Source organism: Pseudomonas sp. BS3767, assembly GCF_900099665.1.
GTDB lineage: Bacteria > Pseudomonadota > Gammaproteobacteria > Pseudomonadales > Pseudomonadaceae > Aquipseudomonas > Aquipseudomonas cerasi.
On record NZ_FNCX01000005.1, the window covers coordinates 424,804 to 439,869 of the forward strand.

The 15,066-nt window shown below is 60.5% G+C and carries 13 protein-coding genes; 3 read left to right on the forward strand and 10 right to left on the reverse strand.

Annotated features, from left to right (window positions below; all coding sequences use genetic code 11):
- Positions 1 to 103 precede the first annotated feature (103 nt).
- The gene (locus BLR16_RS17470) at positions 104 to 1,156 is read left to right on the forward strand and encodes an NAD(P)-dependent alcohol dehydrogenase (protein ID WP_074808614.1); all 1,053 of its coding nucleotides are present in this window, start codon (positions 104 to 106) and stop codon (positions 1,154 to 1,156) included.
- An 11-nt stretch (positions 1,157 to 1,167) separates the two neighbouring features.
- On the opposite strand, the gene BLR16_RS17475 is transcribed toward BLR16_RS17470, so the two are convergent.
- The 9 genes from BLR16_RS17475 to leuC all read right to left on the reverse strand — a co-directional run bounded on the left by BLR16_RS17475 (position 1,168) and on the right by leuC (position 11,224).
- Complete coding sequence (locus BLR16_RS17475; RefSeq protein ID WP_003433120.1) at positions 1,168 to 1,977, reverse strand: IclR family transcriptional regulator; 810 nt, start codon at positions 1,975 to 1,977, stop codon at positions 1,168 to 1,170.
- Positions 1,978 to 2,056: 79 nt separating this feature from the next.
- Positions 2,057 to 3,367: an MFS transporter gene (locus BLR16_RS17480; RefSeq protein ID WP_003433121.1), complete on the reverse strand. Its 1,311-nt coding sequence runs from the start codon at positions 3,365 to 3,367 to the stop codon at positions 2,057 to 2,059.
- A gap of 325 nt (positions 3,368 to 3,692) precedes the next feature.
- Entirely contained in the window at positions 3,693 to 4,841 is a 1,149-nt protein-coding gene (gene dgoD, locus BLR16_RS17485) for a galactonate dehydratase (protein ID WP_003366667.1), read from the reverse strand.
- A gap of 69 nt (positions 4,842 to 4,910) precedes the next feature.
- Positions 4,911 to 5,546, reverse strand: a complete 636-nt coding sequence (locus BLR16_RS17490) for a 2-dehydro-3-deoxy-6-phosphogalactonate aldolase (RefSeq protein ID WP_072364638.1) — start codon at positions 5,544 to 5,546, stop codon at positions 4,911 to 4,913.
- Position 5,547: 1 nt separating this feature from the next.
- On the reverse strand, positions 5,548 to 6,552 hold the full coding sequence (locus BLR16_RS17495; RefSeq protein WP_003433124.1) for a 2-dehydro-3-deoxygalactonokinase: 1,005 nt from the start codon (positions 6,550 to 6,552) through the stop codon (positions 5,548 to 5,550).
- A 179-nt stretch (positions 6,553 to 6,731) separates the two neighbouring features.
- Positions 6,732 to 7,844, reverse strand: a complete 1,113-nt coding sequence (gene asd, locus BLR16_RS17500; RefSeq protein WP_002552957.1) for an aspartate-semialdehyde dehydrogenase — start codon at positions 7,842 to 7,844, stop codon at positions 6,732 to 6,734.
- Positions 7,845 to 7,914: 70 nt separating this feature from the next.
- A complete protein-coding gene (gene leuB, locus BLR16_RS17505) occupies positions 7,915 to 8,997 on the reverse strand; it encodes a 3-isopropylmalate dehydrogenase (RefSeq protein WP_003366657.1) in 1,083 nt (360 codons plus the stop codon).
- A gap of 150 nt (positions 8,998 to 9,147) precedes the next feature.
- Positions 9,148 to 9,789 carry a 3-isopropylmalate dehydratase small subunit gene (gene leuD / locus BLR16_RS17510; protein WP_003366655.1) on the reverse strand — a complete coding sequence of 214 codons (642 nt, stop codon included), beginning with the start codon at positions 9,787 to 9,789 and terminating at the stop codon, positions 9,148 to 9,150.
- Positions 9,790 to 9,799: 10 nt separating this feature from the next.
- Positions 9,800 to 11,224 (reverse strand): 3-isopropylmalate dehydratase large subunit, encoded by a 1,425-nt coding sequence (leuC, locus tag BLR16_RS17515; RefSeq protein WP_058415976.1) that lies wholly within the window; start codon positions 11,222 to 11,224, stop codon positions 9,800 to 9,802.
- A 145-nt stretch (positions 11,225 to 11,369) separates the two neighbouring features.
- On the opposite strand from leuC, the gene BLR16_RS17520 reads away from it, so the two are divergent.
- Together BLR16_RS17520 and BLR16_RS17525 are read left to right on the forward strand one after the other, a co-directional pair.
- Positions 11,370 to 12,242: a LysR family transcriptional regulator gene (locus tag BLR16_RS17520; RefSeq protein ID WP_003433130.1), complete on the forward strand. Its 873-nt coding sequence runs from the start codon at positions 11,370 to 11,372 to the stop codon at positions 12,240 to 12,242.
- A 66-nt stretch (positions 12,243 to 12,308) separates the two neighbouring features.
- A complete protein-coding gene (locus BLR16_RS17525) occupies positions 12,309 to 14,501 on the forward strand; it encodes a putative bifunctional diguanylate cyclase/phosphodiesterase (protein ID WP_058415975.1) in 2,193 nt (730 codons plus the stop codon).
- A gap of 66 nt (positions 14,502 to 14,567) precedes the next feature.
- Here the strand turns inward: BLR16_RS17525 and BLR16_RS17530 are convergent, their stop codons facing one another.
- On the reverse strand, positions 14,568 to 15,011 hold the full coding sequence (locus BLR16_RS17530) for an Hsp20 family protein (RefSeq protein ID WP_003316521.1): 444 nt from the start codon (positions 15,009 to 15,011) through the stop codon (positions 14,568 to 14,570).
- Positions 15,012 to 15,066 lie beyond the last annotated feature (55 nt).

Here is a 15,066-nt window from a genome sequence, read left to right on the forward strand (position 1 = left end):
CCGGAGGAATAGGCATGAAACACGGAGGATTCACCATAGCCGCGAAGGGCCCGTATCAGGACAATGGTTCGCCTCTCTTCCGTCACACCTTGCGAGGTCAAACATGTACACAGCTATCGGTTACGCCGCACAGTCAGCTACCTCACCCCTCGCCCCGATGACCTTCGAACGTCGCGCTCTGCGTGCCGACGACGTTGCCATCGAAATCCTTTATTGCGGCGTCTGCCACTCCGATATTCACCAGGCACGCAACGAATGGGGCATCGCCGTCTACCCGCTGATGCCGGGCCATGAAATCGTCGGTCGTGTCACTGCCACCGGCAGCAGTGCAACCCAGTACCAGGTCGGTGACATGGTCGGTGTCGGCTGCATGGTCGATTCGTGCCGCGAATGCTCGGCTTGCAAATCAGACCTCGAGCAGTATTGCCTGGAAGGCCCGACCATGACTTACGCCACGCCAGACCGCGTGGACGGCAGCAACACCATGGGCGGTTACTCGAACAGCATCGTGGTCGCCGAGCACTTTGTCGTGCGCGTCCCGGAAAAACTCGATCCGGCCGCCGCTGCACCGATTCTCTGCGCAGGTATCACCACTTATTCGCCGCTCAAGCACTACGGCGTCAAGGCTGGCGACAAGGTCGGCATTCTGGGCATGGGCGGCCTGGGCCATATGGGCATCAAGTTCGCCAAAGCCATGGGCGCTGAAGTGACCCTGTTCACTCGTTCCGCCGCCAAGGCGCAGGAAGCGCGTCGCCAGGGCGCCGATCATGTGATCGTATCCACCGACGCTGAACAGATGAAGGCTGCTGCCGGGCACTTCGACTTCCTGCTCGACACCATTCCGGTCCAGCATGACCTGAACCCCTACCTGGAAACCCTGCGTTTCGATGGCGTACATATCCTCGTCGGCCTGATCGAGCCGGTCGAGCCGCCGGTACATGCAGCCAATCTGGTGATGAGCCGTCGCGTGCTGGCCGGTTCGTTGATCGGCGGTATCGCGGAAACTCAGGAAGTACTGGATTTCTGTGCCGAGAACGACATCACCTGCGACATCGAAATGCTCGATATTCGCAACATCAACGAAGCCTACGAGCGCATGCTGGCCGGTGACGTGAAGTACCGCTTCGTGATCGACATGGCCACGCTGAAGGCCTGATCGACTGCCGATCAGCCGCCGAGATCGGCCGAGAGTTCCGCTGCGATGGTTTTGATCAGCGGAACCAGCTCGGCCATCTTCTCCAGCGGCATGTAGGGCACGGTACTGGCGACACTGATGCCGGCAACGATCTGTTTGCTGGCATCACGTACCGGCGCTGCAACACAACGGATCGACGGTTCGTTGTCCTCCAGATCGAATGCATACCCCCCTTGTACATACTCCTCGCGCCGTGCCTTCAACTGCTCCCAGGTTTGCTGCTCATGAGCAGGCCATAGCGGATTTCTACCCGTGCTCGGCATGCTGATTTCATACAACCGTTGCCACTCGGACTGAGCACTGTCCAGCAGCAGCGCCTTGCCGATACCGGTGCGCACCAGCGGCATCCGATGCCCGACCCGCGAACGCATTTCCGGACCATTGCGACCGGGATTCTTGTGCAGATAGAGCACGTCGTCCCCTTCCCGTACTGCCAGATGCACGGTATCGCCGGTCAGCTCCGACAAGCGATCCAGATACGGCCGGGCGAGCATCGCCAAGGGCACCTCTTCACGCGCCTGAAACCCCAGCTCGATCAATTTCGGGCCGAGCAGATAGCCCACCTGAGGAACGACCCGCAGGTAACGCTCCTCGACCAGGCAACTGGCCAGGCGGTGCGTGGTACTGCGCGTGGTGCCGATCAGCCGGGCGATCTCCTTGAGGTCCCGTGCGCCACCGGCAACCGCCTGCACCACCCCCAGCCCGCGCAGCAAGGTCTGAGTCCCGGTGGGTACGGAATCCTTGCCGGTGATTTTTTCAGGGGTGATCGAATCGTTGTGCATGAGAGGCCTTGCTCGGATCAAAAGGGTTCGGATCGAAAACCGGCGGCATTATCGCCGCCTGAGTCCAGAGGCGTCGACATCAGAGCTCGATACGCTCCACTTTCCCTACCAGCAGGATGTACGACAGCGCGCCCAACAGTGCCAGGGCAGAAATGTAGGTGATGGCAGGCGCGAACGAGTCTCCCGATGCCAGAAAGCCGATCACGATCGGGGTGGCGATGGCAGAGAGGTTGCCGATGAAGTTGAACGTGCCACCGGTCAGGCCCAGCAGGCGCGCCGGTGCCAGTGTCGAGACCAGCGACCAGGTGATCGACGCCAGGCCGTTGCCGAAGAACGCCAGCGCCAGAAAGGTGATCACCAGCGGCGTCGAGTCGACGAAGTTGGCACCGATGATCGAGGTCGAGATCAGCAGCCCGGCAATGATCGGCAGCTTGCGCGCAAAGCCTACGCTATGCCCGCGGCGGATCAGCCAGTCGGAGAAGAAGCCCGAGCACAACACACCGACAAACGCGGCGAGGAACGGCAACGACGCCAGCAGGCCGGACTTGATGAAGTCCATGCCCCGGTATTTCACCAGGTAGGTCGGAAACCAGGTCAGGAAAAACCACAGCGTGGAGTTCAGGCAGAACTGCCCCAGGTAGATGCCCCACAGCTTGCGTTTGCTCAACACAATGCCCAGGTCCAGCCAGCTGAACGCCTGCTTCTGTTTTTCGACATCCTTCTGGATGTCCACCAGCCCGCCGCCCTCCTGGATCAGCTCGATTTCCTGCTGATTGACGCCTTTGAAATCACGTGGCTCGCGATACACCGTGTACCAGATCACCGCCCACAGCACGCCGACTCCCCCTGTGGCGACAAACACCATGTGCCAGCCGTAGTGCGCCTGCAACCAGGCCAGCACCGGGGTCAGAAACGCCAGGCCGACGAACTGCCCGGAGGTATAGACGCCGATGGCAGTGGCCCGCTCGCGCTCGGGAAACCAGGTGGTGACTACACGGCTGTTGATCGGATAGGCAGGTGCTTCCAGCGCGCCGACCGCCATGCGCAGTACGAACAGGGCGATAAAGCTGGCCGCGAAGCCGAGCATGATGGTCGCGATGGACCACAGCAGCAGGGCTGCGGTGTAGAGAATGCGTGGCGGCACGCGGTCCACCAGCCAGCCACCGGGCAGTTGCATGGCGGCGTAGGTCCAGCCGAACGCAGAAAAGATCAGCCCGACATGCACCGGGTCAAGGCCCAGTTCGGAGGTCAGCGCTGGTGCGGCAATCGACAGGTTGCTGCGGTCCAGGTAGTTGATCACCACCGTGATGAACAGCAGCACCATGATAAAGAAACGTTTGCGGGACGGCGTCACCAGGGATGCCGCACCCTCCAGAGTTCGAGTGCGCATGGAATGTAGCCTCTTGTTGGATTTATTGAGGTCTGTGTTTCGATATAACTGAGCTGAAGGCACGCCGGTTCTCGTTCCCGCGCAGAGCGCTCATCGTTATGCACCAGTGCGCTTTTGATTCTGGCCAAAGGCCGTGGGAGCGAACGTGTTCGCGAAGACATTGTTCAAACGAAACATTTTCAGAGAACACGTCGGCCTTTTCGCGAATACGTTCGCTCCTACGCCCTGCGGGCAGAAGCCTGAACGCCCATTTTCCGGGCTCTTCAGGGCTTATGTATGGCGATGAGCGCAGGGCGCCGAAACGATGGTTAGCGGAGTTGTTGCTCTACCACTCCGCAAAACTGCCATCCGCATGCCGCCAGATCGGGTTGCGCCAGCGGTGGCCGATGGCGGCGCGTTCGATGACGTACTCTTCGTTGATCTCGATGCCCAGGCCGGGGCCGTTGGGGATCTTGACCATGCCTTGGTCGTAGTCGAAGACTTCCGGGTGCTTGACGTAGTCGAGCAGGTCGTTGCTTTCGTTGTAGTGAATACCCAGGCTCTGCTCCTGGATGAAGGCGTTGTAGCAAACCGCGTCCAGTTGCAGGCACGCTGCCAGCGCGATAGGCCCCAGCGGGCAATGCAGCGCCAGCGCGACGTCGTAGGCTTCGGCCATGTTGGCGATCTTGCGGGTTTCGGTAATGCCACCGGCGTGCGAGGCATCGGGCTGGATGATGTCGACGTAGCCTTCGCTCAACACGCGCTTGAAGTCCCAGCGCGAGAACAGCCGTTCGCCCAGCGCAATAGGCGTACTGGTCAGCGGTGCCAACTCCTTCAGTGCTTCATAGTTCTCGCTGAGCACCGGTTCTTCGATGAACATCAGCTTGTAAGGGTCCAGCTCCTTCATCAACACCTTGGCCATCGGCTTGTGAACCCGGCCATGGAAGTCCACACCAATGCCGACATTCGGCCCAACGGCATCACGCACAGCGGCCACGTTGGCCAGCGCCAGGTCGACCTTGTCGAAGGTGTCGAGAAACTGCAGCTCTTCGGTGCCATTCATTTTCACCGCAGTAAAACCGCGCTCTACCGCCTCCTTCGCGGCGCGTGCCGTATCGGCGGGCCGATCACCGCCGATCCACGAATAGACGCGAATCTTGTCACGCACCTGTCCACCGAGCAGGTCACTGACCGACACCCCCAGCGCCTTGCCCTTGATGTCCCACAACGCCTGATCGATACCGGCCAGCGCACTCATGTGGATCGCGCCGCCGCGGTAGAAGCCGCCGCGGTACAGCACGGTCCAGATGTCCTCGATGTTGCGCGGGTCCTTGCCGATCAGGTAATCGGAAAGCTCTTCCACCGCGGCAGCAACCGTGTGCGCGCGGCCTTCGACCACTGGCTCGCCCCAGCCGACAACGCCCTCGTCGGTCTCGACCTTGAGGAAGCACCAGCGCGGCGGAACGATGAACGTGGTGAGTTTGGTGATTTTCATGGGTGCGGTTTCTCTTGTTGATTCTCTTGTTGGATAGCGGCTGCTGCACGGCGGCGTCTGCTGCGCCACTCAGTCTGCAAGCGCTGCGCTGTGCTGCTTCCAGGCCGCCACATAAGCCTGGGCACGCTCTGTGACGTCTGCGACGCTCATGCCGGGTTTGAACAGCCCGGAGCCCAGGCCAAAACCCTTCACGCCGGCGTCGAGAAATACCTTCATGTTGTCCGGTGAAATACCCCCGACCGGCAGCAGAATCGTGCCCTTGGGCAGAACAGCCAGCCACGCCTTGACCACCGCCGGCGACATCTGCTCGGCAGGAAACAGCTTGAGCACATCAGCGCCTTCGGCCAGCGCGGCAAAGGCTTCGGTCGGCGTCGCGACCCCTGGCGACAGGAACAGCCCGGCCGCCTTGGCCGCACGCAGCACCTTGGCATCGCTGTGCGGCATGACAATCACCTGCCCGCCGGCGTCCTTGACCTGAGTCACCTGTTCAGCGGTGAGCACGGTGCCAGCACCGATCAGGCAATCGGCAGGCAACTGCTGACGCAACAGGCGGATGCTGTCGAACGGTTGCGGGGAGTTGAGCGGCACTTCGATGACCCGAAACCCCGCCTCGTACAGCACATCGCCCATGGCAGGCGCTTCTTCGGGGCGCAGGCCGCGCAGAATCGCGACCAGACCATTTTCTTTCAATGCTTGCTTGAGCATGTCAAACCTCTCGAATGTGTTGGGACGAGCGGCGCGCGATCAGGCCGGCCTGAACGGCGACCTGCCAGAGGCCGCGCTCGGTCGCCTGCTCGGCCAATGTCACCCCGGGAAAGCCACAAACGGCCAGCCCGCGCGCATAGCGCGTGCACAGCGAATCGCTACCGATGAGGATCACCGCAGGCAATTGTTCGTGGTTGTGCAGATGCAGCCTGGCGATGGCGCCCAGTTCATGGCCAATCAACAGGCCGGAAAGATAGTCAGATTGCGCACTGGCAGCCAATTGCCCGGTCAGGCCGAGCGTTCGTGTGCTGAAAATCGTCGACAGCGGCCCCGCAGAGCCCGCGTCGGCAAGGGCAATCGACAAGCCGCGGTCAAACGCCTGCTCGTCGAACGCCTCCGAAGGCTGCATGGTGCGTCCCAGAATGGTGTGCGCGCAGAGCGCGGCGTAGACCTCGCCGGTCATGAAGGTATCGAAGTGAACGATGCGACCCCGTTCTACCTGCACCCATTTGGAGTGGCTGCCGGGCAGACCGATCAGCAGAGGCTGGCTGCCCTGCCCGTCTTCGCGCCCTGCCAGCACACCCAGCACCTGGGTTTCTTCGCCACGCATGACGTTGGGCAGGGTCGAGCGCTGCAGGACGCCGGGGATGATGTGCACCGTCACGCCGCGCACGCTGCGCACCGTCTGCAACGCTGCGCTCAGCTCATTGACGCTGGCCGGCGTTTCCCGGTAGGCCGCCTCGCGCCAGCCCTGTGCGCTGCCGACCATGCCACAGGCAATCACCTGCAGGTCCGGCTGGGCATCGAGCCAGTCGCCGCACGCCTGGTCAAAGGCCAACTCGAAACCGTCACTGCAGAACTGCCCCGCGATCAGCCGCGGCGTGGTCGGCAACTGCATGATGCCCGCGCTCAATGCGCGCTGTTCCAGTACCTGGCCGTGTTCGCCAAGTCGATAAGCACGAAGTGAGGTTGTCCCCCAATCGAGCGCGATCAATTGCGCCTGCATTGCGTCACCTGTTGTTTTTTTGGAAGTGAGTGCAGGACGACTATAAACCTGTTGTTACACTTATCTCAATATGTAAATTTCAATCCCATATATAGGGATTAAGGGCGATCAATCAAAAGTATCAGGCATTAAAAAACCCGCCTTCCTTTCGGAAAGCGGGTTTGCTGTAAAACCGAGCCTCAACGCTCCAGCAGGATTCTCAGCATGCGACGCAGCGGCTCCGCAGCGCCCCACAACAGCTGGTCACCCACGGTAAAAGCGCCCAGGTACTGCGAACCCATGTTCAGTTTGCGCAAGCGCCCCACGGGAATGCTCATGGTCCCGGTCACCGCCGTCGGGCTCAGCTCATGCATGCTGGCTTCGCGATTGTTCGGCACCAGCTTGACCCACGGGTTGTGCTGGCTGATCAACCCTTCGATATCCGCAATCGGCACATCCTTGTTGAGCTTGATGGTCAGCGCCTGACTGTGGCAGCGCATGGCGCCGATGCGCACGCAGATGCCGTCCACCGGGATCGGGCTCTTGAAGCGACCGAGGATCTTGTTGGTCTCGGCCTGGCCTTTCCACTCTTCGCGGCTCTGGCCGTTTGGCAGCGCCTTGTCGATCCACGGGATCAGGCTGCCCGCCAGTGGCACACCGAAGTTCTCGGTAGGGAACGACTCGCTGCGCATGGCTTCAGCCACCTTGCGGTCGATATCCAGAATGGCGCTGGCCGGGTTGGCCAGATCATCGGCCACCGAGGCATGCACCGCGCCCATCTGCCTGATCAGCTCACGCATGTTCTGCGCGCCGGCGCCGGAGGCTGCCTGATAGGTCATGACATTCATCCACTCGACCAGACCGGCATCGAACAGGCCGCCCAGCCCCATCAGCATCAGGCTGACGGTGCAGTTGCCACCGATATAGTTCTTGGTGCCCGCGTCCAGTTGCTGGTCGATAACCTTGCGGTTGACCGGATCCAGCACGATGACCGCGTCATCCTGCATGCGCAGGCTGGACGCCGCATCGATCCAGTAACCCTGCCAGCCCGCTTCGCGCAGCTTGGGGAACACCTCATTGGTGTAGTCGCCACCCTGGCAGGTCAGCACCACGTCCAGGGTTTTCAGCTCGTCGATGCTGTAGGCGTCTTTCAGGGGCGCAACATCCTTGCCCACCGAAGGCGCCTGGCCACCGACATTGGAAGTAGTGAAGAACACCGGCTCAATGAGATCGAAGTCCTGCTCTTCCCGCATCCGCTGCATGAGCACGGAACCGACCATGCCACGCCAACCGATCAGACCTACACGTTTCATCGCAACTACACCTTGAATAAAAGTGGGACCGCCGCTCTGCGCGTACACAGCAGGCGGCGGGCCAGAGAGATTACAGATTCCGCAGCGCGGCGACTACCGCATCGCCCATTTCCTGCGTACCGACTTTGACTTTGCCTTCCGACCAGATGTCGCCGGTGCGGATACCCTGATCCAGAACCAGGCTGACAGCCTTTTCGATGGCGTCGGCCGCATCGGTCAGATTGAAGCTGTAACGCAGCATCATCGACACCGACAGAATGGTCGCCAACGGGTTGGCAATGCCTTTGCCGGCGATGTCCGGCGCCGAGCCGTGACATGGCTCGTACATGCCCTTGTTGGCCGTGTCCAGCGAGGCCGACGGCAGCATGCCGATGGAGCCGGTGAGCATCGACGCCTGATCGGAGAGGATGTCGCCGAACAGGTTGTCGGTCACGATCACATCGAACTGCTTGGGTGCACGCACCAGTTGCATGGCGGCATTGTCGACGTACATGTGGCTCAGTTCGACTTCAGGGTAATCCTTGGCGACCTGCTCGACGATTTCACGCCACAGCTGGCTGGACGCGAGTACGTTGGCCTTGTCCACCGAGCAGAGCTTCTTGCCACGCACCATGGCCATATCGAAACCGACCCTGGCAATGCGGCGGATCTCGCTTTCGCTGTACGGCAGCGTGTCGTAGGCCTGACGCTCGCCATTATCCAGCACCCGCGTACCGCGTGGCGCGCCGAAGTAGATACCACCGGTCAGCTCGCGAACGATCAGGATATCCAGGCCGGCGACGATTTCCGGCTTCAGGCTCGACGCGTCGGCCAGTTGCGGATACAGGATCGCCGGACGCAGGTTGCCGAACAGGCCCAGTTGCGAACGGATTTTCAGCAGACCGCGCTCAGGACGGATGTCGCGCTCGATGGTGTCCCATTTCGGGCCGCCGACTGCACCGAGCAGCACGGCGTCGGCCGCACGGGCACGATCCAGGGTTTCATCGGCCAGCGGCACGCCGTGCTTGTCGATGGCCGCGCCACCGATCACGTCGTGGGTCAATTCAAACCCCAGTTGATACTTTTCGTTGGCCAGCTCCAGCACCTTGACCGCTTCGGTCATGATTTCCGGACCAATACCATCACCTGGGAGAATCAGAATCTGCTTGCTCATAACATCCTCGATTTTGTGCATCGGCGTCTTTGACAACGCCTGCTTGAAACGCTCAATACCACAGAAAATTTAGCGTCCGGCCAAAACACTTTTGCCAGCAAGGCGCAATTGCACCTTACTGGCAAACATGCAGCATCCGCTGTTGATCGATCAGTCGCGGAACAGCCATGGCTGGCTGGCGCGGTGCCTGCTCTCGAAACCGGCGATTGCCTCAGCGTCCATCAGCGTCAGGCCGATGTCATCCAGGCCATTGAGCAGGCAATGCTTGCGGAACGCATCGATTTCGAAGCTCAGGACCTTGCCATCCGGACGGGTCACGGTCTGCGCCTGCAGATCGATATTCAACTGATAGCCGGGCGTGGCTTCCACCTGCTTGAACAGTTGATCGACGTCTTCTTCGGACAGGATGATCGGCAACAAGCCGTTCTTGAAGCTGTTGTTGAAGAAGATGTCCGCGTAGCTCGGCGCGATGATTGCGCAGAAACCGTACTCTTCCAGTGCCCACGGGGCGTGTTCGCGGCTGGAGCCGCAGCCGAAGTTTTCCCGGGCCAACAGCACGCTGGCACCCTGGTAACGCTCGTGGTTGAGGACGAAGTCAGGGTTCAACGGACGCTTGGAGTTATCCTGGTAAGGCTGCCCCACGTCCATATAACGCCATTCATCGAACAGGTTCGGGCCGAAGCCGGTGCGCTTGATCGACTTGAGAAACTGCTTGGGAATGATCTGGTCGGTGTCGACATTGGCACGATCCAGAGGAGCGACCAGGCCATGATGCTGGGTAAAGGCTTTCATAGAGGACTCCTCAGTGCTGGATCAGGTCGCGAACATCGATGAAACGGCCATTGACCGCAGCGGCAGCGGCCATTGCCGGGCTCACCAGATGCGTCCGGCCACCGGCCCCCTGACGACCTTCGAAGTTACGGTTGGAAGTCGACGCGCAGTGCTCGCCGGACCCCAGGCGGTCCGGATTCATCGCCAGGCACATGGAGCAGCCCGGTTCGCGCCATTCAAAGCCAGCATCGATGAACACCTTGTCCAGCCCTTCCTTCTCGGCCTGCTCCTTGATCAGCCCCGAGCCCGGCACCACGATGGCCTGCTTGATGGTCGTGGCCACCTTGCGGCCCTTGGCAACATCGGCCGCAGCACGCAGGTCTTCGATACGCGAGTTGGTGCAGGAACCGATGAATACCCGGTCCAGCTGGATATCGGTAATCGGCTGATTGGCTTTCAGGCCCATGTACTTGAGCGCACGCTCGATGGAGCCACGCTTGACCAGATCCGGCTCTTGCGCAGGGTCCGGCACGTTCTGATCGACCGCCAGGACCATTTCCGGCGAAGTGCCCCAGCTGACCTGCGGCTTGATCTGTGCGGCATCCAGCCTGACCACGGTATCGAACACAGCGTCCGGGTCGGACACCAAGTCCTTCCAGGCTTCGACAGCGAGGTCCCACTCCGCGCCCTTGGGTGCGAACGGACGGCCTTTGACGTACTCGACGGTCTTCTCGTCGGTGGCCACCATGCCGACCCGGGCACCCGCTTCGATGGACATGTTGCAGATGGTCATACGGCCTTCGATCGACAGGTCGCGAATCGCGCTGCCGGCGAACTCGATGGCGTAACCGTTACCGCCTGCCGTGCCGATCTTGCCGATCACCGCCAGAACGATGTCCTTGGCCGTCACGCCGAAGGGCAATTGCCCTTCGACCGACACCAGCATGTTCTTCATTTTCTTGGCGACCAGGCACTGGGTGGCGAGCACGTGCTCGACCTCGGAAGTGCCGATGCCGTGGGCCAGCGCACCGAAGGCGCCGTGGGTAGAGGTGTGCGAGTCGCCGCAGACCACGCTCATGCCTGGCAGGGTTGCACCCTGCTCCGGGCCGATCACGTGGACGATGCCCTGGCGCGGATCATTCATCTTGAATTCGGTGATGCCGTACTCGTCGCAGTTATCGTCGAGGGTCTGCACCTGCAAGCGCGACACCTGATCCTCGATGGCACCGATGCCACCCTTGCGTTCGGCTGTGGTCGGCACGTTGTGGTCAGGCGTGGCGATGATCGAGTCGATCCGCCACGGCTTGCGCTTCGCCAGCCGCAGACCTTCGAACGCCTGCGGCGAGGTCACTTCATGGATGATATGGCGGTCAATGTAGATCAGCGCCGAACCGTCGTCGCGCTGTTTGACCAAATGCGAATCCCAGAGCTTGTCGTAGAGCGTTTTCCCGGCCATCGGACGTACTTCCTCATCAGCTTGTTTCTATGCCTTGGGCAATCGTTGCGATGACCCCTTGGCTTGTGCGGTCATCCTATGGAATATGCTTAAATAACTCAAATTCATAATTTTCATACTTTGGATAACCAACTGGAATCCGACCATGGACCTCGCCAACCTCAATGCCTTTATCGCCATCGCTGAAACGGGCAGTTTCTCCGGGGCAGGCGAACGCCTTTACCTGACCCAGCCGGCTATCAGCAAACGTATTGCCGGTCTGGAGCAGCAACTCAACGTACGCCTGTTCGATCGCCTGGGCCGCGAAGTCAGTCTGACCGAGGCCGGACGCGCCCTGTTGCCGCGCGCCTACCAGATTCTCAACGTGCTGGATGACACACGCCGGGCCCTGACCAACCTGACCGGGGAAGTCACCGGGCGGCTGACTCTGGCGACCAGCCACCACATCGGCCTGCACCGTTTGCCGCCGATATTGCGCGCCTTTACCCGCACTTACCCGAAGGTTGCACTGGACATCCAGTTCCTGGATTCGGAAATTGCTTATGAAGAAATTCTTCACGGGCGCGCCGAGTTGGCAGTCATTACACTGGCGCCCGAGCCGCATACGCTGATCCGCGCCGTGCCCGTCTGGGACGATCCGCTGGATTTCGTCGCGGCCCCCGAGCACCCGCTGGCCAACAGCGGCCCGATGAAGCTGGAGGATATTGTGCGCTATCCGGCGGTATTTCCCGGCGGTAACACGTTTACCCATCATATTGTCAGCGGATTGTGCGAGGCTCAGGGCCTCAAGCCCAACATCGCGATGAGCACCAACTATATGGAGACCATAAAAATGATGGTTTCCATCGGCCTGGCCTGGAGCGTTCTGCCGCGCACCATGCTCGACGAACAGGTGGCGCGCATCCCGCTGCCGGGCGTACAGCTCAATCGCCAGCTAGGCTACATCCTGCACACCGAACGCACGCTCTCAAATGCGGCACGGGCATTCATGAAACTGCTCGATGCGCAGACACAGTGAACAGATGCTGCAGCAGGCCGCAGGCAGATCGCTCTGGCCGCCCTATCGATCAAAGGCTCGGATAACATGCCCAACCCACCGGATAACGCCGTGCCGAATGTTGCCGCACAGTCGGTCTCTGCCAGGCTGCCGCTGACAGACGCAGAGCGGATCCTGCAGGAAACCCGTGATCGCCTGGAGCTGGCACTGGAACTGGCGCAAATGGGCACCTGGGATCTGGATATCGTCCGCAACCGGCTGCAAGCCTCAGCACGCGCGGCGCTGCTGCACGGCATGCCGGCAATGCCCTTCAATGAGTCTGGCGGGCAGTTCTTCGGCAGCCTGCCCGGCGAAGAACGCCGCCGAATGCGCGCGCTCTATGCCGCGGCGCTCGAAACCGGGCAGGACTGCCTGCAAGTCACTTACCGGTTCCGGCTGAAAAACGGCACGTCACGCCTGCTTGAGAGCCGCGCGCGGATTTACCGGGATGAACAGGGCCAGCCCGTCAGGCTGTCCGGCACACTGCTGGACATTACCCAGCAGTGTGCTCAGGTCGCACTGGAGGCCAGCGAGGAGAAATTTGCCAAGGCGTTTCATTCAAGTCCCGACTCGATCACCATCACTGAAATCGACTCGGGCCGCTATGTCGAGGTCAACGATGGCTTCAGCCGCCTGACCGGTTTCAGCGCCCAGGAAGTGCTCGGCCGTACAGCGCATGAAGTCGGCATCTGGACCGACACCTTGCAGCGCGAACACATGCTTGAAGAACTGCGCCAGAAAGGCCGCGTGCATCATCGTGAAATGAACGGGCGAGACAAGCACGGTGCGCCCCTGGTGCTGGATATATCGGTCGAGTTCATCACCCTGAACAACACCGCCTGCCTGCTGATGAATGCCCGCGACATCGGCGAACTCAAAAATGCCCAGGCGCAGATCCAGCACCTGGCTTATCACGATCCACTGACCGGGCTGCCCAATCGCGCGCTGTTGCTCGACCGCCTCAGCCAGCAAGTGTCGCTGCTCCAGCACCAGAATCTGCGCGGCGCCCTGTTGTTTCTCGATCTGGACCATTTCAAGCACATCAATGACTCGCTCGGCCATCCGGTAGGCGACAGCGTTTTAAGCATCATCGCCGCGCGCCTGGAAGCCAGCGTGCGCCAGGAAGACACCGTGGCACGCCTCGGCGGCGACGAATTCGTAGTATTGATCTGCGGCCTGGAAGGCTCGCAGGACGAGGTCACCCGGCAAGTCCGGGAGCTGGCCGACAACCTGCGCAACCTGCTGGCCGAGCCGATGTTTCTCGACGGCCATCGTCTGCAGGTCACGCCGAGCATCGGCGTGGTGCTGATTCCGGATGATGGCCTGACCCCGGCCGATCTGCTCAAGCGCGCCGATATTGCCCTGTATCGGGCCAAGGATTGCGGGCGTAACGCCTCACAGTTTTTCCACGTATCCATGCAACAGGCCGTCAGCCAGCGCCTGCGCCTGGAAAATGACTTGCGCCTGGCGCTGACCCGCAACGAATTTCACCTGCACTTCCAGGCCCAGGTCGACTGTCGTAACGAATACATCACAGGGGCCGAGGCCCTGCTGCGCTGGCAACACCCCGAATACGGCCTGCTGGCGCCCGATCAGTTCGTGCAGATACTTGAAGAAAGCGGGATGATTCTGGAGGTCGGCAGCCATATTCTGAACGAGGCCTGTAAAACCGGTGGCCTGCTGTTAAAGCAAGGGCTGATCCCGGAAAACAGATTCCTGATGGGCGTCAATATCAGCCCGCGACAGTTTCTGCAGCACGATTTCATCGAGCGCGTGGAACGCAGCCTGACCCTGCATCAGTTGCCTGCATCCATGCTCAAGCTGGAAATCACCGAAGGTATCGTCATCCAGAACCTGGACGACACCATCCTCAAGATGCTCAGCCTCAAGGCACTGGGCGTCAGCTTTGCGATGGACGACTTCGGCACCGGCTACTCGTCCCTGACCTATCTCAAGCGCTTGCCGGTGGATACGCTGAAGATCGACCAGTCCTTCGTCCAGGACGCTACCAGTGATCCCAACGACGCAGAAATCATCCGTGCCATTGTCGCCATGGCGCAGAGTCTCAACCTGAACGTAATCGCTGAAGGCGTTGAAACCTCAGAGCAGTTGGCGTTTCTGGAAAAAGTCGGCTGCTACACCTATCAAGGCTATCTGTTCAGCGAACCGCTGCCAGGCCCACAGTTCGAGTCCCTGCTGGAGCTCAGGGGGCCTGCGCAGCAAACCGCACATCAGGACTGAAAAAAGGAAGGCGCCCCGCAGGCGCCTTCCCCGTTACATGCCGCTGACTCAACATCACCTGTCGGATCAGTTTTCCAGCGCTTTCTGGCTATTGAGCGGAATGCGTTTTGGTTTCGCTTCTTCCGGCACGTTGCGCACCAGGTCAATATTCAGCAGGCCGTGAGACAGATCGGCCCCTTTGACTTCGATATTGTCCGCCAGCCTGAATGACAGCTTGAATTCACGCCGGGCAATACCCTGATGCAGATACGTCACGTTTTCGGCTTCTTGCTCGCGCTTGTTGCCGATCACGGTCAGCACACCTTTTTCAACCTGCAACTCGAGATCCTGCTCTTGCATACCTGCTGCAGCAATCACGATTCGATAATGGTCATCGGTGTGCCGCTCGACGTTGTAGGGCGGATAGCCGCTGGTTGTCTCATTTCGCGCCGCCGACTCGAAGAGGTCGTTGAAGCGGTCGAATCCCACTGAGTTGCGAAACAGTGGAGCCAGAGAAAATGCAGTAGCCATAACAATTCTCCTGTTTATCAGCGAGTGGTTTACGCGACCCGTGTTCGGCATCGCT